At 65.9% G+C, this 18,200-nt stretch carries 15 protein-coding genes; 7 read left to right on the top strand and 8 right to left on the bottom strand.

The features are described 5' to 3' along the window. The first annotated feature begins 1,083 nt into the window (after positions 1-1,083). The gene (locus tag P6U25_RS29425) at positions 1,084-1,338 is read left to right on the top strand and encodes an iron oxidase (RefSeq protein ID WP_407148250.1); all 255 of its coding nucleotides are present in this window, start codon (positions 1,084-1,086) and stop codon (positions 1,336-1,338) included. 43 nt (positions 1,339-1,381) lie between these two features. Here the strand turns inward: P6U25_RS29425 and P6U25_RS29420 are convergent, their stop codons facing one another. Continuing rightward, positions 1,382-2,824, bottom strand: a complete 1,443-nt coding sequence (locus tag P6U25_RS29420; RefSeq protein ID WP_407148249.1) for a short-chain fatty acyl-CoA regulator family protein — start codon at positions 2,822-2,824, stop codon at positions 1,382-1,384. Positions 2,825-3,003: 179 nt separating this feature from the next. Between P6U25_RS29420 and aceA the strand changes: the two genes are divergently transcribed. The 3 genes from aceA to P6U25_RS29405 all read left to right on the top strand — a co-directional run bounded on the left by aceA (position 3,004) and on the right by P6U25_RS29405 (position 5,342). Next, complete coding sequence (gene aceA / locus P6U25_RS29415; RefSeq protein WP_407148248.1) at positions 3,004-4,314, top strand: isocitrate lyase; 1,311 nt, start codon at positions 3,004-3,006, stop codon at positions 4,312-4,314. Positions 4,315-4,345: 31 nt separating this feature from the next. Then, positions 4,346-4,555: a hypothetical protein gene (locus P6U25_RS29410; RefSeq protein WP_407148247.1), complete on the top strand. Its 210-nt coding sequence runs from the start codon at positions 4,346-4,348 to the stop codon at positions 4,553-4,555. Positions 4,556-4,763: 208 nt separating this feature from the next. Further along, a complete protein-coding gene (locus P6U25_RS29405) occupies positions 4,764-5,342 on the top strand; it encodes a hypothetical protein (RefSeq protein WP_407148246.1) in 579 nt (192 codons plus the stop codon). Here P6U25_RS29405 and P6U25_RS29400 read toward each other — a convergent pair. Next, positions 5,339-6,226, bottom strand: coding sequence for a metallophosphoesterase family protein (locus P6U25_RS29400; RefSeq protein WP_407148245.1), 888 nt, complete (start codon positions 6,224-6,226; stop codon positions 5,339-5,341). The two genes, P6U25_RS29405 and P6U25_RS29400, sit on opposite strands and share 4 nt — an antisense overlap. Before the next feature lie 135 nt (positions 6,227-6,361). Here P6U25_RS29400 and P6U25_RS29395 point away from each other — a divergent pair, with 135 nt between their 5' ends. The 3 genes from P6U25_RS29395 (at position 6,362) to P6U25_RS29385 (ending at position 7,906) form a co-directional block, all read left to right on the top strand. Further along, positions 6,362-6,850, top strand: coding sequence for an NUDIX domain-containing protein (locus P6U25_RS29395; protein WP_407148244.1), 489 nt, complete (start codon positions 6,362-6,364; stop codon positions 6,848-6,850). A 112-nt stretch (positions 6,851-6,962) separates the two neighbouring features. After that, entirely contained in the window at positions 6,963-7,475 is a 513-nt protein-coding gene (locus P6U25_RS29390; RefSeq protein ID WP_407152649.1) for a GNAT family N-acetyltransferase, read from the top strand. 113 nt (positions 7,476-7,588) lie between these two features. Continuing rightward, positions 7,589-7,906, top strand: coding sequence for an EthD family reductase (locus P6U25_RS29385; RefSeq protein ID WP_407148243.1), 318 nt, complete (start codon positions 7,589-7,591; stop codon positions 7,904-7,906). Between the two features lie 184 nt (positions 7,907-8,090). Here the strand turns inward: P6U25_RS29385 and P6U25_RS29380 are convergent, their stop codons facing one another. The 6 genes from P6U25_RS29380 to P6U25_RS29355 all read right to left on the bottom strand — a co-directional run bounded on the left by P6U25_RS29380 (position 8,091) and on the right by P6U25_RS29355 (position 18,121). Continuing rightward, positions 8,091-10,475 carry a TonB-dependent receptor gene (locus P6U25_RS29380; RefSeq protein ID WP_407148242.1) on the bottom strand — a complete coding sequence of 795 codons (2,385 nt, stop codon included), beginning with the start codon at positions 10,473-10,475 and terminating at the stop codon, positions 8,091-8,093. Between the two features lie 107 nt (positions 10,476-10,582). After that, on the bottom strand, positions 10,583-11,005 hold the full coding sequence (locus P6U25_RS29375) for a DUF2946 family protein (RefSeq protein ID WP_407148241.1): 423 nt from the start codon (positions 11,003-11,005) through the stop codon (positions 10,583-10,585). A gap of 157 nt (positions 11,006-11,162) precedes the next feature. Continuing rightward, positions 11,163-13,226, bottom strand: coding sequence for a hypothetical protein (locus tag P6U25_RS29370; protein ID WP_407148240.1), 2,064 nt, complete (start codon positions 13,224-13,226; stop codon positions 11,163-11,165). Between the two features lie 145 nt (positions 13,227-13,371). Continuing rightward, positions 13,372-16,176, bottom strand: a complete 2,805-nt coding sequence (locus tag P6U25_RS29365; RefSeq protein WP_407152648.1) for a DUF4159 domain-containing protein — start codon at positions 16,174-16,176, stop codon at positions 13,372-13,374. Beyond that, the gene (locus tag P6U25_RS29360) at positions 16,176-17,117 is read right to left on the bottom strand and encodes a DUF58 domain-containing protein (protein ID WP_407148239.1); all 942 of its coding nucleotides are present in this window, start codon (positions 17,115-17,117) and stop codon (positions 16,176-16,178) included. Before P6U25_RS29360 ends, P6U25_RS29365 begins: the two co-directional genes overlap by 1 nt. After that, positions 17,117-18,121, bottom strand: a complete 1,005-nt coding sequence (locus P6U25_RS29355; protein WP_407148238.1) for an AAA family ATPase — start codon at positions 18,119-18,121, stop codon at positions 17,117-17,119. The genes P6U25_RS29360 and P6U25_RS29355 overlap by 1 nt, the downstream gene beginning before the upstream one ends. Between the last annotated feature and the right edge of the window lie 79 nt (positions 18,122-18,200).

The following is an 18,200-nucleotide window of genomic DNA, read 5'->3' as shown; positions in this document are numbered from 1 at the left end:
CCGCAGGGGCCAGGTCAAGGGGCGAGGGACGCTGTCCGCAATTCGGCATGAGGCGGCGGTTGCTGGTGTCTTAGCAATCTCGGTTGCTTGCCGCCGTCATGCGTACGAGAGGTCACGTCGTGTGGCACCCCTCTCCGGCCCCTCCCGCAAGGGGAGAGGGAACCCTTCCTCCGGTGGCTTCCTGACCGTCAATCACTGAGTTGCCCGACGGCGCAAGCCCCTTACGAAAAAATATTTCGGTTTTCAAGAAGTGAAACTCAGTGTATGAATGGCCCGTCTCACCCGCCTGAGGGGGCGCTTCGCGATCGTCACGAGTGCCGGGTCGGGATGCGGTGGACGCCGAGCGTGTGACTGACGAGCACATGCGAGGCGGACGGCGAAATCGTGCAGGCCTGACGCCCTAGCGGCAGGTGTCCTGTTGCAAGACGCAATTGCGTCTTGCAACAGCGGTGACAACCAAGCCCAGTCTCGCCGGGGCGAGCACGTATAAGCCGTAACCCATCGCGCAGGGAAAGCCGGGCTTGCTCCGGTTACACCTGTGGTCCTACCCCCGAGCTTTCTACCCTTGCTCGGGGCCCATGGGTGCGATCGGCACCCGGCTTTCCCTGCGCCCTCTATCCGATGAGGGCGAAAACGAAGATGCAAAGCTCGGACAAAACATGTCGCGAGAACGCGAATGTATGACTCACAAGCTGCGCCACATACTCGCTGTCGTCCCGGCCTTGAGCCGGGACCCATAACCACGGCTGCGCATTGTCTTGCGAGGTTGGAGCCACAGTGCGCTTCAGCAACGCAATCCTGTGGTTATGGGTCCCTGCTTTCGCAGGGACGACAGCGGAGAACTTGGCACTGTCGCGAGGTCATCCCGGACTTTCGCGGGTGATGACAGCGCGCAGCTTGAGACGTGAGCTCGGAACTATCCCCGTCATTGCGAGGCGCGTCGCGCCGCGGCAATCCATTGTCGCGACAGCGGCGAAATGGATTGCTTCGCGGAGCCTGTCATCGGGTGCGCGTTCGCGCGACCCGTTGGCTCGCAATGACGGCTACACTTGGGGACCGGCAGCAAATGGAGACGCGATTCCAATGATCGAACAACAAGGGCGCCACTCCCGACGCGAGATCGCTGCGGCGATCGTCGCGATCCCTGCGACGATGTTATGGCGAGCCGCTGCGGCCTCCGACAAGATGACCAAGCCGCAGGCCGCTTATCAGGACACGCCGAACGGCATCTACTCCTGCGGCCTGTGCACGCTGTTCGTGGCGCCGAATGCCTGCAAGGTGGTCGAGGGCGAGATCAGCAAGGACGGCTGGTGCAAGGCCTTTGCGGCGGTGGATTGATCTCGGCGCTGAGGTGGCACGGCGTGCTCACGCCTCGCTCCCTTCACAGCTCCCGCGCGTTGGAGAATGCGAACGACGATACCCGCCGCGTGGTCTCGTCCAGGATCAGGCTGCGCGTGATCGGCGGTTCGGCGCGCTGGCTGCAGTTCTCGCGCTCGCAGAGCCGGCAGTTGACGCCGATCGGCGTGCCCTCGACCTTCTCGAGATCGATGCCGGCGGCGTAGACGAGCTTCGAGGCGTGGCGGATTTCGCACCCGAGCCCGATCGCAAAGCGTGGCTGCGGCTGCGGGTGGGGCGCGACCGGCCGCCGCACCATCTGCGCGATCGAGAAGTAGCGTGTGCCGTCGGGCAATTCGATCACTTGGCTGAGCAGGCGGTCGGGCGTGTCGAAGGTCGAATGCACGTTCCAGAGCGGGCAGGTGCCGCCGAATTTCGAGAACGGGAAGGTGCCCGAGGAGAAACGCTTCGAGACGTTGCCGGCATTGTCGACGCGCAGCATGAAGAACGGCACGCCGCGCGCGTTCGGCCGTTGCAGGGTGGTGAGGCGGTGACAGACCTGCTCGAAGCCTGCGTTGAAGCGTTGCGCAAGCACATGGACGTCGTAGCTCAGCGCTTCGGCCGCGGAATGAAACGCCTGATAGGGCATCATCGCGGCGGCCGCGAAATAGTTGGCGAGCGTGATGCGGTAGAGCCTGCGCGCGGTGTCGTCGAGCGGGCCGGCGCGGCCGACGATGGCATCGATGCTCGCGCTGCATTCGGCAAAGCCGAGCTGGAAGGCGAGCTGGAAGCTGCGGCCGGGGCCGTCGATGAGCTCGGAGATCAGGAGCTGCCGGCGATGGCGATCGAAGCGGCGCAGCGTCTCGCGCATCACGTCGACCGGCATGACGCGGGTGACGATCGAATGTTTTTCGCGCAAGCGTGTGGTGAGCGCGGCGAACAGGCCTTCGGCCGGCACGTTGAGTTCGTCGCGCAAGTGTTCCGCGGCGGTCTCGAGCTCCGGAAAGTAATTGCGGTTGGCTTCGATCAGGTCGCGGATGCGCTCGATCGGATTGGCCTCGAACTGCGAGCCCTCGCGGTCGGCCATTTGCGCGGCCACCAGCGTCTCGCCGCGGCGCGCCTCGGTATAGGCGGCGTAGAGTCGCTGCAGCGCGTGTGTCACGCCGGGGCAGAGCTCGGCGAGGTCGCGCAGCTCCTGTTTCGGCAGATCGATCTGTCGGAACAAAGGGTCGGAGAAGATCTCGTTCAGCTCGGCGAAGAAGCGATCCTCGTCGGCGGTAGCGAGGTCGCGCAAATCGAGATCGTAGGTCTCGGCCAGCCGCAGCAGGATCTGCGCCGTCACCGGGCGCTGATTGCGTTCGATCAGGTTGATGTAGGACGGCGAAATGCCGAGCCCCTCGGCGATCTGGGTCTGCGACAGCCCGAGCTGCTGACGGATCCGCCGGAAGCGGGGGCCGACGAACAGTTTCTTTCCGGAGTCAGCGGGCATGGCAGCGTTCCTGACCTTTATTGCGACAAAATTTACAAATCGACATTTATTACAGGTTTATATGTTACATGACATCACCATTCGAAAGCAAGGCGTCTGTACGAACTTCCTCTTTTCGCGTTTACCTCTCGACACGCGTTTCGCAATGCACTGTCAAGAATGTCGAGTGGAGAAGACAGATGGCGAAGACCTTTGAAGAGCTGGTCCCGAATGCGCCGAAGGGCCGTTTCGATGGCATCCAGCGTCCCTACACCCCGGCGGAGGTGGAGAAGCTGCGTGGCTCCTTCCCGATCGCCTATACGCTCGCGGAGCGCGCCGCCAATCGTCTGTGGGATTCACTTCGCACGATGCCCTATGTGCACTCGCTCGGTGCCGTGACCGGCAATCAGGCGATGCAGCAGGCTCGCGCCGGCCTGCCCGCGATCTATCTTTCGGGCTGGCAGGTCGCGGCCGACGCCAACACCGCGGGCGCGATGTATCCGGACCAGAGTCTGTATCCGGCCAATGCCGGCCCCGAGCTGTGCCGTCGCATCAACCGCGCGCTGCAGCGGGCCGACCAGATCGAGCATGCCGAAGGCGGCGCCAAGATCGACTGGTTCCTGCCGATCGTCGCCGACGCGGAAGCGGGCTTCGGCGGTCCGCTGAACTCGTTCGAGATCATGAAGGCCTATATCGAGGCGGGCGCGGCCGGCGTTCACTTCGAGGACCAGCTCGCCTCCGAGAAGAAGTGCGGTCACATGGGCGGCAAGGTGCTGATTCCGACCGCGGCGCACGAGCGCAACCTGGTCGCGGCGCGTCTTGCCGCCGACGTCTGCGGCACGCCGACCTTCGTGATGGCGCGCACCGACGCCGAGAGCGCGAAGCTGATCACCTCCGACGTCGACGAGCGCGATCGCGAGTTCATCACCGGCGAGCGGACCGCGGAAGGCTTCTATCGCCTGAAGCCCGGCACCGGCGTCGATCATTGCATCAAGCGTGGGCTGTCGTTCGCCAAATATGCCGACCTGTTGTGGTGGGAGACCTCGACGCCGAATCTTGCCGACGCCAAGCGCTTCGCGGAAGCGGTGCGCAAGGAGTATCCGAACAAGATGCTGGCCTACAACTGCTCGCCCTCGTTCAACTGGGAGGCCAACATCGACAAGGATACGATCGCCCGGTTCCAGCGCGAGATCGGCGCGATGGGCTACAAATTCCAGTTCGTGACGCTGGCGGGCTTCCACTCGCTCAACCACGGCATGTTCGAGCTGGCGCGTGGCTACAAGACCGAAGGCATGGCGGCGTATTCCCGCCTGCAGCAGGCCGAGTTCGCCTCGGAGCAGCACGGTTACTCGGCGACGCGTCACCAGCGCGAGGTCGGCACCGGCTACTTCGACCTGGTCTCGACCACCATCTCAGGCGGCCAGTCCTCGACCACGGCGCTTCACGATTCGACCGAGGCCGCGCAGTTCAAGTCGCGCGGTGCGGACATCAGGGTTCAGGCGGCTGAGTAAAGACGGCCGGATTTTCGAGAGGAGACTGACAATGACCAAAGGCAGCAATTTCTGGGTGATCGGCGGCGAGTTCGGCTCGATGAACTTCCACAAGCTGGTGGAAGGCTCCGCGCAGGTCAAAGGCCCGTTCAAGACCCGCAAGGAAGCAGAGGACTGCTGGCGCGAGGTCTCGGAAGAGCACCGCCATCAGGCCGGCGTGCGCTTCTCGATCGTCGAGGAGCCGTCGCGCGTCTCGGCCTGACGGCCGTCTTATCCAGTCAAGAAACGTCCAGGGACGGCGGCCCCATCCGGTTCAACCGGGTGGGGTTGTCCGCTTTCGGGACAGCGGCGCAGGCTTTGGTCTGGGGATAAGTCGCTGCGTAACCCCTTGGGAACAAACAGCCTTTGCGGACGTCATGGTTGCTGATAGGTTACCGCTCCGAAAACCCGTCACCATGAGGCCGCGAGGCATGTCTGACCTCCAGAACACCGGCAACGAGGCGCGCGAGCTGCGGCCGACGCTGCGCGAGGCCCTGCGGCGGGCGCGGATCGAGGCGGCCGATCGCACCGGCGTCGTGGTCGAGCTGCGCGACGCCGAGGTGGCGCGGCTCGAGATCCTCAACGACGCGCTCGATCCGCTGTTCGCCCAGGTGCCGGAGAAGGTCGACCTGTTCGATCGCGGCATCAGCCAGGGCGAGACGCCGCGGCTGTGGATCGATGTCGTCGCGCACATCCTGATGGGCCGCGACAAGCGCATCTATCGCTTCGTGCAGGACACGCGATTTGGCCGCATCGTGCTCGCCGAATCGCACGACGTGCCCGCGATCGTCGATGCCGTCACCGACTATGTGGCGCGGCGGCTGATCGAGCGCGAGCATGCGATGGTCGCAACGCCGCTTCCCGTTGCCGAGCCGCCGGCGCAGCCGCCGCCTCTGCCGGCGCCAGCTCCGAAGCGCCGCGGCAGGTTCGGCGTGTTCGTGCTCGGCTTCATCATCGGCGCGCTGACGCTGTTCGCCTTCGCGCTGTTTTCGAGCCTGCGCGATTTCTAGATCAGCCGCGCGGTCGAGAGCTCCGCGATGCGCCGGGCGCCGTCGAGGCCGCGCACGGTCTGTTCGCAACGCCACGCATTGCCGTCGCGTGCAATCGTGAACAGGTTGTAGGCCGCGGCCGGATAATGCTTGCGCGCCAGCGCCGATGCCGAGGGCACGCCGATCGCCGGGATCTTCCAGTCGGGCCCGTCAAACCACATCGTCGAATGAATGTGGTCATGGCCGTGCAGGACCAGCTCGACGCCGTGCCGCTTGAGCAGCGCCAGCAGTTGGTGCGAGTCGGTCAAGCGCTTGGCGCGTCCGTCGGAGTGCAGCGGGTGATGCACCAGCAAGACGCGGAAGGCATCGTCCCTCGAGAGTTGCGTGAGGATCGTGTCGAGCGCGGCAAGCTGCGGGTGGCCGAGCCAGCCCGTCGCCATCAGAGGCGGCGTCGGCACCGCCGAGGAGACGCCGATGAGCGCTAGCGGCCCGCGCCGGCGCACGAACGGAAAGCTGACCGCTGCGCCGTCGGTATCGCCGCGAAGGTAATCGCTGAAGATGTGAGTGAAGCGGTGCCGCGTCGCGCGCACATAGGCGTCATGGTTGCCGGGGACCACAGTCACGTCGGCAGGAGCGCCGATGCCCTCGAGCCATTCCCGCGCCGGATTGAACTCGGCGTCCAGCGCCAGGTTGACGAGATCGCCCGTGACCGCAACGTGGTCCGGCTGCTGCGCTTGCATGTCCGATACCAGCGTGTCGAGCACCTCGCGGCGGTGGTATTTGTGACGGTTGCGTGTCCAGTTAAGATAGCCGAACGCGCGTTTGCCGGCGAGATCGCGCAGCCGCGCGGCCGGCAGCGGCGGCAGATGCGGGTCGGACAGATGCGCGAGCCGGAACGTCGCCATCATTCGGTCCCGTTCGGATTGCCTGTGAAAGGTGGCCGGCAACCGGTCATGTCGTGCTATCCCGAAAATCCTGTTCTGTATTGGCAAGCGGACGGCGTCCGCGCAAGGATCAAACACCATGATGTCGAGGGTTCAGTGACGGGCTTGCCGGGCTTACGCAAGCGCTTCGAGCCGCAGCTCAGGCGGGTGTTTCACTTCTACTGGCGGCTGGTCCGCGGCATGACGCTGGGGGTGCGCGCCGTCGTGCTCGATGCCGACAACAAGGTGTTTCTGGTCAAGCACAGCTATGTTCACGGCTGGTATCTGCCTGGCGGCGGGGTCGAGGTCGGCGAGAGCTTTCTGGAGGCGCTGCGGCGCGAGCTGGTCGAGGAGGGGCGAATCGAGCTCGCCGGCGAGCCGGTGCTGCACGGCATCTTCTTCAACAGCCACGTCTCCCGCCGCGACCACGTCGCGGTTTATGTTATCAGGGACTACCGTCAGGACCGGCTGCCGGAGCCGAATCGCGAGATCGTGGCGTGTGGTTTCTTCGATCCGGCCGCGCTGCCGGACGGCACCACGCCCGGCACGCGCTCGCGGATCGCGGAGGTGCTCGACGGCAGGCCGCCGACAGTCACATGGCGATGAATGCGTGAAGATTGGCAGCAGGATATCGCTCCCTGCCGCGCCCAGAAAGCCGCGGCAACCACCGGCTGGGCGATGGACCGCACGCGTGTCAGATGCTATCCCGCGCTCCACGATGACCGAGCTGTCCCTGACCATCCTGCCTGAGACGCCGAAAGACGCCCAGGCGATCGAGCGCCTGCACGAGCGCACCTTCGGCCCCGGCCGCTTCGTTCTCAGCGCCTACCGGCTGCGCGAGCATGTCGACCATCTGCTCGACGTCTCCTTCACGGCGCGGATCGGCACGCTCTTGGTCGGGTCGGTGCGCCAGCTTCCGATCTGCATCGGCGATACGCCTGCGCTGATGCTGGGGCCGCTGACGGTCGAGCCGCCGTTCCGCAGCCGCGGTGTCGGCCGCGCGCTGCTCGAGCGTGCGATCAACGATGCCCGCGCGAAGGGCCATCGGCTCATCGTGCTGGTCGGGGACGAGCTCTATTATGCACGCGTCGGCTTCAAGCCGGTCCCGAAGGGGGTGATGACCATGCCCGGCCCGGTCGACTACAGCCGTCTGCTGGTCCTGGAACTGGTCGATGGTGCCTTCGAGGGCGTGTCCGGGCCGATCCAGCCGGACTGGAGCAAGGCGATCTGACATCTGCGCGAGCAGCGCCGGAACTGTTGCGCCCTCCCACAATCTGAAGCACAGTTGAATGAAGCGCCGGGACGAGACCGGCGCGTGTCATATCAACAGGGAGAGTGCGCGCGATGATCAAGGTCAGTGTGATGTATCCAAACAATCCCGGCGCGCGGTTCGATCACGACTATTATCGCGACAAGCACATGCCCCTGGTGAAGGAGCGGCTGGGCGACGCTTGCAAATACTACACTGTCGACAAAGGTCTCGCTGGCGGCGCGCCGGGGGCGCCCGCAACCTATGTCGGGATGTGCCACATCTTCTGCGACTCAATCGAGGCGTTCCAGGCGGGCATGGGTAAGCACGCCAAGGAGATCATGGGCGACATTCCGAACTACACCGACCTGCAACCGGTGATTCAGATCAGCGAAGTCGTCGTCGGCCACTGATCGGCTGGATAGGCGAGTTTCGCGGCTCCGCTCGCTTCAGAGACGCCTGTGGCCCGGATGGAGCGAAAGCGAAATCCGGGATCGGTCTCTTCGCGAGCGTAGACTTCCCGGATTGCGCTGCGCTCCATCCGGGCTACGCGAGATTAGATCCCTCTGCCGCGTGCGGCAGAGGGACGTGCATGGCTCAGAACTTCAGATTGGCGAACGCCCGCACGCCGATGCCCGGCATCAGCACTTCGTCCTTGGTGTAGGAGACCGAGTTGCGGATGTTCTGGTTGAGCAGGTTCTTGCCGGCCAGACCGACGGTCATCTCGCGCGCACCGAACCATGACGATGTGAGCTTGGTGTTGTACGTGATCTCGGCGTTCAGCAGGTTATAGCCCGCGGTCGGCGTTTCCCCGATCACCGCGATGTCGTTCTGCGCGAAGGCGTGCAGCAGGTTGATGTGGGCGAACCAGTTGCTGTCGCGCCAGTACAGTCCGCCACCGACCCGCACCGGCGGGATGCGCGGCACGTTGGTGCCGTCGGTGAAGGTGGCACGTACCACGTCGAACTGGTTTTCGATGCCCCAGATGCCGCCGTTGAGCGGCCCGATGTCGAGCTGGCTCTGGAACTCAGCGCCGCGGAAGATGGCATTGCGCTGCGAATAGACTGCCTGGCGTGCCTCGTTGCTGGGATCGCCGTTGCCGCAGGAGTCGAAATCGTCGCCGCACATCACGCCGGTGAGGCGACGAAAAATGAAGTTGTTGAAGTAGGTGTAGTAGGCGGTGGCCTCGAACCGGAACGGCCCGGTCGCCTTGCGTAGGCCGACCTCGACCGATTTCGCCGTCTCGATCGTCAGGTTCGGATCGCCGATGTCGAAGGTGGCAGTCGCGTCATGCGCGCCGCGCGAGAATAACTCCGCCGGTTTCGGCGCGCGCTCGATATACTGAGCCGTGATGCTGCCGACGAGATCTCCCGGGAGGTTCTGGATCAGCCCGATGCTGCCGCTGACCGGCGTGTAGGACGGGTTGCGCGAGACGGCGATTTGCGTCGCGCCGTTCGGCAAATAGTCCGCCGGGAAGTCCGGCGTGGAGCCATGCAGGTCGACGTGTTCGATGCGGCCGGCGATTTGTGCCTTGGTCGCGTCGGTGAACTTGAACTCGTTGAACACGTAGCCCGCCACGCGGTTGTTGTTATTCGGGTCCCAGAGGCCGTTGAATAGCGTGCCGGGATTGTCGGGGCTTGGCGCGGTCAGCTCCTGATGACCGGCCTGCAGGCCGAACGCGGTGGTTACGGTTGCGAAGCGCGCGTTGAACGGCATCATCTGCACCTCGACCCGCGCTTCCTGCTCCTTGTTGGTGAAGGTTTGCCGGACGCCGTCGCTGAACAGATCGGTCGGATCGGCAAGGCCGAGCTCGTTGTGGCGATAGTCGGTCGCACCGACCCAGAAACGCACAGCGTCGATTGCCGCGGCGTCGGGCCGGTACTCACCCTTGACGGCGATCTTGGTCTGATGCGCGTCGATCCGGGTCTGGTGATCGGCGCCGTCGATGCCGGGTATGTGGTAGAGCGAATCGTTCTGGGTGATCGACGCGCCGACATAGCCACCCTGGAAGAAATAGGAGGCGCCGACCGAGGCGCCGTCCGATTGCGTCGCGGAGTTCGGCTGGCGGCCGTTCACCGGTCGCGTCCGGTCGAACAGATACGGATAGCTCGGGATGCCGTAGTCGCTGGTGGTGCGGCCATAGACGTCGGCATGCACGGCGACATTGTTACCGCCGGCATCGAGCAGCATGCCGCCCTCGACGCCGCGATCGACCGAACTCACGGACGTGCGGGTCTCGACGTTGAGGCAACTCGGGGCGACGTTATTGGCCAGCGGTGCCTTCACGGGCAGCCCGTAGGTCTGGAACGGCTCCGCCGCGCAGGTCGGGATCGTGTCGGGGATGCGGTTGTTGGTAGCGCTCACCACGCCGCCGATCGAGGTCGAGCCGTAACGCAGCGCGGCCGGGCCGCGAACCACCTCGATCTGGTTGGTCGAGAGCGGATCGATCGGCACGAAGTGATCCTCGCCGAGATCGGAGACGCCGCCTCCGCCGATGCCATTCTCGACGATGCCGACGCGGTTGACGTCGAGGCCGCGGATGATCGGCCGGCTCGAGGCGCCCGGTGCGAAGCTCGAGCCGGTGATGCCGGGTTTGGAGAACAAGAGATCGCCAAGCGTGGCGCCGCCCTCACGCCGCAGCTCTTCGTTGGGCACCACGGTGACGGTGGCGAACTGGTTGGTGACGACCGGCAGTACGCCCTGCTGTGGCGCTGGCGGGGCCGGCGCGGCCGGGACAGGTTGCGGCTCGGCTGGGTGTTCACGGTTGCGGCTGGGTGCCGCGCGCACCACGTGGGTCGGTGTGCGCGATGGCACGGTCCGGTGCCGCTGGATCGGGCTCGGCGCCGTCACCGTGATTTCAGGCAATTGCGTGGAGGATGATGCTGGTGCCGGGTCGTCGGCCATGGCGCCGTGATTTGCCGCGCACAACAGGAGCCAGCTTGCTCCACCGAGGGTGATTGCTCGTCTTCTCTGGAATGTCATTGGTCCCGATCCTGATCCCGTCAACAGATGCGACGGATCGACGTCGATTGCCCTTGGGAACGTCCGGAGTGAGGGCACGAACCGGCAAGGGCGCTGCGGTCAATCGATCAGGAGAGCGGAGGTGCGCGGGAATGGAACGCCGCGGGGGCCGATTTGAGGTGGAGGAATTCGGCATCGGTGGTGCGGCGGAGAAACTCCACCGCTTCCGGCAACAGCAGCACAGGCGGGCTTGCCACCAGCAGATTGCCGGCCATCGAGATGACGGCGCAGATCGCGCAATTGTCTGCGGGGTGCTGATCCCTGTGGTGATCGCCCGGCGGTTGCTTCTGGACGACTTGAATCGCGAGGTCCGGCGTCGCAGAGGTGCCGATATAGGCGAAGTCGAGCTCCGACAGACCGGTCTGGGCCGCCGGGCCCGCATGCGCCGCTGCAATGGGATGGAAATGCCCGAACGAGAGCACGAACTGGACGGCAAGCGCGAACAGCGCCAGCCGCGAGCCAGTTCTGATATGTCTCCGGAACCACTTCATCCGACCGACGCCCACCCTCGGAACGGCGTCATGACCCCATGCCGTCCAATGTTACATTATAACATCGGAGGACTAGCGTGATGTCAATCGTCGTTGGCGCGATCAGCGGTCGATCGGCTGGCTCTGTGGGATTGGTGCAACGTTCCGTCGATCCTGATCAACGCCCTTCGCGCAGCCAGGTGGCGGCAAAGGCGCCGAGCAGCAGCAACAGGCCGATCACGCCGGCGAACATCGGCAATACGCCGACGCCCTTGACCACGCTCGCATCACGCATCTTGACGCCGAGCCAGCCGTCGCCGCGGAAGATCGACGAGCCGTGAATAGGCACGACGCGCGGCATGTTGAGGCTCGATCCGTCGGCGATGCGCCGCGCGTCGCCGCCGGTCGCCTGCGCCAGCGGCTTCAGTGTGTCCGTGGTCGAGGTGACTTCCGAAAACTCCTTCGGGTTGGTCGGGCCGACATTGATCAGCGCCTTCAGCTTGCCGTCGGTCGCCTGCCACAGGCCGAGCTCGTTGGCGGGCAACGTCGCGCGCCACTCGCCAGGGTCGCCGACGGTCAGGTTCAGTTCGTGCGTGGTGCCGCTCGGCGACGTCACGGTGACCGGCGAGACGCTGTCGGCCATCGTCTGGCGCACCACGGTGAGATCCTTGCCGTGCACCTGCATGCGCAGCGACTCTTCGTCGAGGTCGGGCTGCTTCATCAGCCAGTGCGAGACGCGCCGCAACAGATCGAGGTGCGGGCCGCCGCCCTCGTAGCCGCGGGCCCACAGCCAGATATGGTCGGACAGTAGCAGCGCGACGCGGCCCTCGCCGAAATGCGACAGCAACAGCAGCGGCTTGCCGTCGGCGCCGGTCATCACCGGTGGGTTGACCGCGTTGCGGGTGTCGACGGTGCGGAAGAATCGGCTCCAGTGCGGCGGGTCGAAGGCCGCGCCGTCCAGCCCGCGGGTCACCGGATGACGTTTCCCGGCATCGCTCAGATGCGCGTAGAACGGCTTCTCGGTCACGCCGACCGGCTCGGCCGGCAGCACCGAATCGAGCGGTGTGCGCCAGATGCTGGTGGTCGAAGCGTAGTCGGGCCCGGCCGACACCAGCACCGCCCCGCCGGCGCGGACGTAGCGCGCGATGTTGTCGAAATAGGCGATCGGCAGCACGCCCTGGCGGGCGTAGCGGTCGAAGATGATGAGCTGGAATTCGTTGATCTTCTGCTGGAACAGCTCGCGGGTCGGAAACGCGATCAGCGACAGCTCGTTGATTGGTGTGCCGTCCTGCTTCTCCGGCGGGCGCAGAATCGTGAAGTGCACGAGATCGACGCTGGGGTCGGATTTCAAGAGGTTGCGCCAAGTGCGTTCGCCGGAATGCGGCTCGCCCGAGACCAAGAGCACGCGCAGCTTGTCGCGTACACCGTCGATCGAGACCACGGCGCGGTTGTTGACCGGCGTCAGCTCGTTCTCGAGCGGCGAAGCCTCGATCTCGACGATGTTTTGACCGGCGTGCTTGATGTCGACGTTGACGCTGGCGGTCTGACCGCTGGTCATCGAGCGCTCGCTGATCGTCTCGCCGTCGCGGCGGACTGTGACCTTGGCGCGCTCGCCGGTGACGCCCTGGTCGTCGAGCCGGAAGGTGATGGTCTGGCTCTGGCCGACGATGCCGAAACGTGGCGCCGCCGTGATCGCGATGCGGCGGTCGCGCTCGTCCTTGCGGCCGGTGATGAGGGCATGCACCGGGGCCTGGAAACCAAGCGCTTGAGCATCGTTGGGAATGTCGTGCACGCGGCCGTCGGTGATCATGAACGCGCCGGCGACGCGCTCGACCGGCACGTCGGAGAGCGCCGACGACAGCGCGCCGAACAGCTTGGTGCCGTCGGTCTCGCCGTCGGCCTGACCCGCCTCGACGACGCGGACTTCGAGCCCCTTGATCTGCTTCAGGCTGTCGACCAGCGCTTCCCTGGCCTTGTCGGTCTCCTGATTGCGCGTGCCGAAGTTCTGGCTCGGGCTCTTGTCGACCACCACCACCGCCACCGACGAGAGCGGTTCGCGATCTTCGCGGGTGAAGGAGGGATTGGCCAGCGCGAGCAGGATCAGCGCCAGGGCGGCGACGCGCACCGCGGTGCCGCGTGCGCGCGACAAAAGCAGCAGCGCCGCGATCACGACGATCGCGCCGAGCGCGAGCCACAGCACGAGCGAAGGCACCAGCGGTGTGAACGCGATGCCGTAGTTCATGGCGTTACTCCGTCATTCCGGGATGGTCCGAAGGACCAGACCCGGAATCTCGAGATTCCCCGATGCGCAGCGCGCCTCTGTGGTTCGATGCTTTCGCATCGCCCCGATATGACGGTGTGGACGGTTGAACGCGTCACTTGCATCTCTACTGTCCCAGCCGCTCGATGAGGGCAGGCGCGTGCACCTGATCGGCCTTGTAGTTGCCGGTCAGGGTGTACATCACGATGTTGACGCCGGCGCGGAAGGCGAATTCGCGCTGCCGCGGCTCGCCCGGCGTCAATGGCAGCATCGGCTGTCCGTCGGTCCGGATCGCCCAGGCGCCGGCCAGATCGTTCGAGGTGATGATGATCGGCGAGACGCCGTCGCCGCCGCGCGCCGGGCGTTGCGCGGCCGCTTCCTCGTCATCCTCGCGCGGCAGCGCCTCGACCCAGGTCTGGCCCGAGTTGAAGCGGCCGGGGAAATCGCGCAGCAGGTAGAACGTCTTGGTCAGCACGTGATCGCGTGGCACCGGCTCGAGCTCGGGGACATCGAGCGTGGACAGCAACTCGCGCAACGTCTGCATGCCCGGCGTCTGTGATGAGCCGTTGTCGTTCGGCGACGCCTCAATGGCGTCGCGGGTGTCGAACACGACGGTGCCGCCTTGCTTCATGTAGGCGTCGATCTTGTTGATCGCGTCCTGCGGCGGCTTCGGCGCGCCCGGCACGATCGGCCAGTAGATCAGCGGAAAGAACGCAAGCTCGTCGTGTGCCGGGTCGACGCCCACGGGATCGCCGGCTTCCAGCGCGGTGCGCTGCGCCAGGAACAGCGTCAGCCCGGACATTCCGGCCTTGACGATGGAATCGACGTCGGCATTGCCGGTCACGACATAGGCAAGCCTGGTCTGCGACGTCGCCTTGATGGCGAAGTCGTCGCCGCTTTCGGCGTGCGTGGCCGAGGGCACCATGGCTACGAGCATGAACGCGAAGGCGAGCACCACAGGTGCCGCGCGCCGCCGGAGTATTGCGGCGAGGCCGGCGCCGAGCATCGCCACCACGATCGCGTCGATCAGGAACAGTGCGAGCGCCGACGACAGCATGATACCGCGGAGATCGCGGGGCTCGGCGTTGGTGTAGCTCGCGCGTCGCGCGCTCAGGCTCGAGGTATCGAGCGGCGCGATGCGGTCGGACGATGCGAGCGTGTTGATGGCGACCGGGCCGTCGGCCGGGCCGTAAAGGCCGGGCGGGTGATCGGCCGTGGCGCGGTCGTGGTAGTCCGCCGAAATCGGCTTGGCGCTCGATGGCGGCGGGCCGAAGGCGCCGAAGCCGTCGAGCGTCCGCAGCGGCGCCACCGTCTCGGCCTTCGGATCGGTCGCAACACCTGGGCCGGGCTTCGAGGTGTAGCCGGACATGTCGACCAGCCGCCGCAGCATCTCGACGAAGGTGCCGGACATCGGCAAGTCCGACCAGCGCATGTCGGCGCCGACATGGAACAGGCTGATCACGCCCTTGCCGCGATGCTCGCCGGTGACGAGCGGCGTGCCGTCTTCGAGCGACGCCCAGCTCTTCGTCGCCAGCACGGCGTCCGGCTCCGCCAGCACCTGCCGGCTCACGGTGACATCCTTCGGTACGCTCAATCCCGCGAATGGGCCATCGGCGGCAAACGAAGCCATATGCTGCGGCTTCTCCCAGGTCAGGCTGCCGCCGAGGGTGCGGCCGCCGCGGCGCAGCTTGACGGGAACGAGGTCGTCGTCGGCCTGTGCGAGGCGGGGACCTGCGAAGCGGACCAACACGCCGCCTTGCTCGACCCAGGCGTTGAGGCGGTCGCGGATCTCTGGGGACAGCGTGCCGACGTCGGCCATCACGATCATCGGTAGCCGCTGATCGAGGAATTGCCCGATCACCTGCTGCGGCGCGCCACGATCCCCCAGCCGCACATCGGCGAATGGCTGCAACGCACGCGACAGATAGAACGTCGAGGCGAGCAGCGGCTGCGAGGTATCCATGCTTGATCCGGAGACCACGCCGATCGCGCGTCGGCGCCAGCGCTTGTCGAGAAGCTGAACCGCGCCGGCCGATCGCTCGCCGGCGATTTCCAGCCGCGCGATGTCGTTGCGTAGCTCCACCGGAAGATCGAAGGAGGCCTCGGTCTCGCGTTCCTGCGGGGTGAAGCTGTAGTGGGCTTCGCCGATCGGCGAGCTCTTGGCATCGAGGGCGCGTACGGTGCCGCTGGCGATCCCGCCGTCGGTTCGCAACACCCTCACGGTCATCTTGGCAGCAGCATTCTCGGCCGCGACCAGCGCCTGCGCGGGCGGCGTGCCGCCCTCGAAGATCGTCAGGCTGCGGCCCTCGATCACCTTGCCGAGGCCTTCAGTGAACTCGGTGCCGCGTCCGGTATCGACACCGTCGGACAGCCAGGCGATATCGCAATCGCCGGTCGTCTTGAGGAAGCGTCCGAGCGTCGCAAGGGTGTCGACCCGGTCGATCGAGTATGGCTTCGGCGCGAGTTGGCGCAGCGCGACGCGCGCGGTGCCGGCCGGCATCAGCGTGATGTCGCGGGCAGGCTCCGACAGCGGCACCAGCGCGACGCCGCGGCGGTCGCTCTCGGCGTTGGCGATCAGCTCGTCGGCGGCCTTGATGTGGGCATCCCAGCTCGATGCGGCGCTCCAGCCATCGTCGAGCAGGATGACGAGCGGTGACTTGCTCGCGGCGATGCCGGTTTGCGGATTCCAGATCGGACCGGCTGCGGCGAGGATGACGAGCGCGGCGGCAGCAAGCCTGAGCAGCGTCAGCCACCATGGCGTACGCGCCGGTGTCTCCTCCCGCGGCGTAATGTCGAACAACAACCGCGTCGGCGGGAATTCGATGCGCCGCGGACGCGGCGGCATCACGCGGAGCAGCCACCACAGCACGGGCAGGCTGACCAGCCCGAGCAGCAGCATCGGTTCGACGAAGGAGAGGGGGAGGCCGGCGATCATGCGCTTCGTCCCGCCTTGACGGTCGGGCGCCCGCCGCTCTTGCTCGCCATCATTCCGGCGTGCAGGAACAACAGCAGCTCGGCCGCGGAGCGACTGGTGGTGTGGGTCGAGAACAGCCAGTCGAGCCTGTTGGTCTCAGCGCGGATCTGGTCGCGATGCAACGCAACGCGCGTGACATAGTCGGTCGTCCAGCTTTCGGCGCGGCCCGCGGTGATGATACCGCCGCCCTCGGGCTCGACGAATTCGACCCGACCCGAATAGGGGAAGGTCTCCTCCGCGGGATCGACGACCTGGATCAGCGTGCCATGTGCGCCCGACGAGGCGAGCCCGGCCAGCATCGTCTTGATCTCTTGCAGCGGCGACCAGAAGTCCGACAGCACCACGATCTCGGCGAGCGACGACGGCACGAAGGAAGGCGGCAGGCTCGCGCGTGTCTTGTCGTCGTGCAACATCGCCTCCGCCATCTTGTCGAGCACGGCGCGGCTCGCGGTCGGGCTCATCAGGCCGGGAACGCCGACGCGTTCGCCGCCGGCGACCAGGAGCTCTGCCAGCGCGAAGGCGACGATCAGGCCGCGCTCGAGCTTGCTGTCGCGGGCACCGCGCGAGGCAAAGGCCATCGAGAGCGAGCGATCGGGCCAGATCCAGATGGTGTGCGCCGCTTCCCATTCCTGTTCGCGAACATAAAGGTGGTCGTCGCGGCCCGAGCGTCGCCAATCGACGCGCTGCGCCGGCTCGCCGGAGACGAAGCGGCGGTACTGCCAGAAGCTCTCGCCCGCGCCGGCGCGGCGGCGGCCGTGCAGGCCGTGGATCACGTTGGCGGCGATGCGGCGGGCCTCAAGCACCAGACGCGGCAGCGATGCGGCGAGCGTTCGGCTTTCGCCATCTGCACGTCGGACCGCCAGCTTCTCCTCGTTCAGGTGCTTGTTCTCTGCGGCCATCAAGCAATCCGCGTCTTCAACTGCCTGATCACATCAGGAATGGTGCGGCCCTCGGCGCGCGCCGAGAAGGTCAAGGCCATGCGGTGCTTGAGCACGGGCTCCGCGAGATCGAGCACGTCGTCGATCGAGGGCGCGAGCCGCCCGTCGAGCAGCGCGCGGGCGCGCACCGCCAGCATCAGCGCCTGGCTGGCGCGGGGACCCGGTCCCCAGGCGATCAGCTTGCCGGCTTCGCCGCCTTCGGGGCCGGGACGTGCGGCGCGGACCAGCGACAGGATCGCCTCGACCACGGAATCGCCGACCGGCAGGCGGCGCACCAGCCGCTGCGCGGTGAGCAACGATTCCGCGTCCATCGCCGGCTTGGCGAGAGTCTCCTCAGCACCAGTGGTTTCGAACAAGATGCGCCGCTCGGCGTCGCGATCGGGATAGTCGACATCGATCTCCATCAGGAAACGATCGAGCTGCGCCTCGGGCAGTGGATAGGTGCCCTCCTGCTCCAGCGGATTCTGCGTTGCCAGCACATGGAACGGCTTCGGCAGGTCATGCCGCGCGCCGGCAACCGTGATGTGCTGCTCCTGCATGGCTTGCAGCAGTGCCGACTGGGTGCGCGGACTAGCGCGGTTGATCTCGTCGGCCATCAATAGCTGCGCGAACACCGGACCTGAGATGAAGCGGAACGAGCGTTTGCCGGTCGAGCTCTCATCCAGCACTTCGGCACCGAGAATGTCCGACGGCATCAGGTCCGGCGTGAACTGGATGCGCTTGGCGTCGAGCCCGAGCGTAACACCGAGCGTCTCGACCAGCTTAGTCTTCGCAAGGCCGGGGACGCCGATCAGCAACGCATGGCCGCCGGACAGAATCGTCACCAGCGTGTGTTCGATCACCTGATCCTGGCCGAAAATAACAGTGGAAACCGCTTCCCTGGCGGCGCGGATCTGGCCGGCGACCTGTTCGGCCGAACGGACGATCACGTCCTCCAGTTTCTCGACGCTGTCTGCACCAGCCATTTCGTCCGCTCCTTCTCGACGATGCGCGCGATTCCCGCGTCGTCATGTCATGGCCGTCATGCTAAACCTGCACGAAGGC

This window comes from Bradyrhizobium sp. ORS 86 (assembly GCF_045571475.1).
In the GTDB taxonomy this organism is placed as follows: domain Bacteria; phylum Pseudomonadota; class Alphaproteobacteria; order Rhizobiales; family Xanthobacteraceae; genus Bradyrhizobium.
Note: the sequence above shows the minus strand (reverse complement) of the source record. Positions and strands in the feature narration are given on the sequence as shown.

Bases quoted from the DNA above. Each gene is read 5' to 3' on its own strand.
- P6U25_RS29425 (WP_407148250.1), top strand. From the start codon at position 1,084: ATGATCGAACAACAAGGGCGCCACTCCCGACGCGAGATCGCTGCGGCG.
- P6U25_RS29420 (WP_407148249.1), bottom strand. From the start codon at position 2,824: ATGCCCGCTGACTCCGGAAAGAAACTGTTCGTCGGCCCCCGCTTCCGG.
- aceA (WP_407148248.1), top strand. From the start codon at position 3,004: ATGGCGAAGACCTTTGAAGAGCTGGTCCCGAATGCGCCGAAGGGCCGT.
- P6U25_RS29410 (WP_407148247.1), top strand. From the start codon at position 4,346: ATGACCAAAGGCAGCAATTTCTGGGTGATCGGCGGCGAGTTCGGCTCG.
- P6U25_RS29405 (WP_407148246.1), top strand. From the start codon at position 4,764: ATGTCTGACCTCCAGAACACCGGCAACGAGGCGCGCGAGCTGCGGCCG.
- P6U25_RS29400 (WP_407148245.1), bottom strand. From the start codon at position 6,226: ATGGCGACGTTCCGGCTCGCGCATCTGTCCGACCCGCATCTGCCGCCG.
- P6U25_RS29390 (WP_407152649.1), top strand. From the start codon at position 6,963: ATGACCGAGCTGTCCCTGACCATCCTGCCTGAGACGCCGAAAGACGCC.
- P6U25_RS29385 (WP_407148243.1), top strand. From the start codon at position 7,589: ATGATCAAGGTCAGTGTGATGTATCCAAACAATCCCGGCGCGCGGTTC.
- P6U25_RS29380 (WP_407148242.1), bottom strand. From the start codon at position 10,475: ATGACATTCCAGAGAAGACGAGCAATCACCCTCGGTGGAGCAAGCTGG.
- P6U25_RS29375 (WP_407148241.1), bottom strand. From the start codon at position 11,005: ATGAAGTGGTTCCGGAGACATATCAGAACTGGCTCGCGGCTGGCGCTG.
- P6U25_RS29370 (WP_407148240.1), bottom strand. From the start codon at position 13,226: ATGAACTACGGCATCGCGTTCACACCGCTGGTGCCTTCGCTCGTGCTG.
- P6U25_RS29360 (WP_407148239.1), bottom strand. From the start codon at position 17,117: ATGGCCGCAGAGAACAAGCACCTGAACGAGGAGAAGCTGGCGGTCCGA.
- P6U25_RS29355 (WP_407148238.1), bottom strand. From the start codon at position 18,121: ATGGCTGGTGCAGACAGCGTCGAGAAACTGGAGGACGTGATCGTCCGT.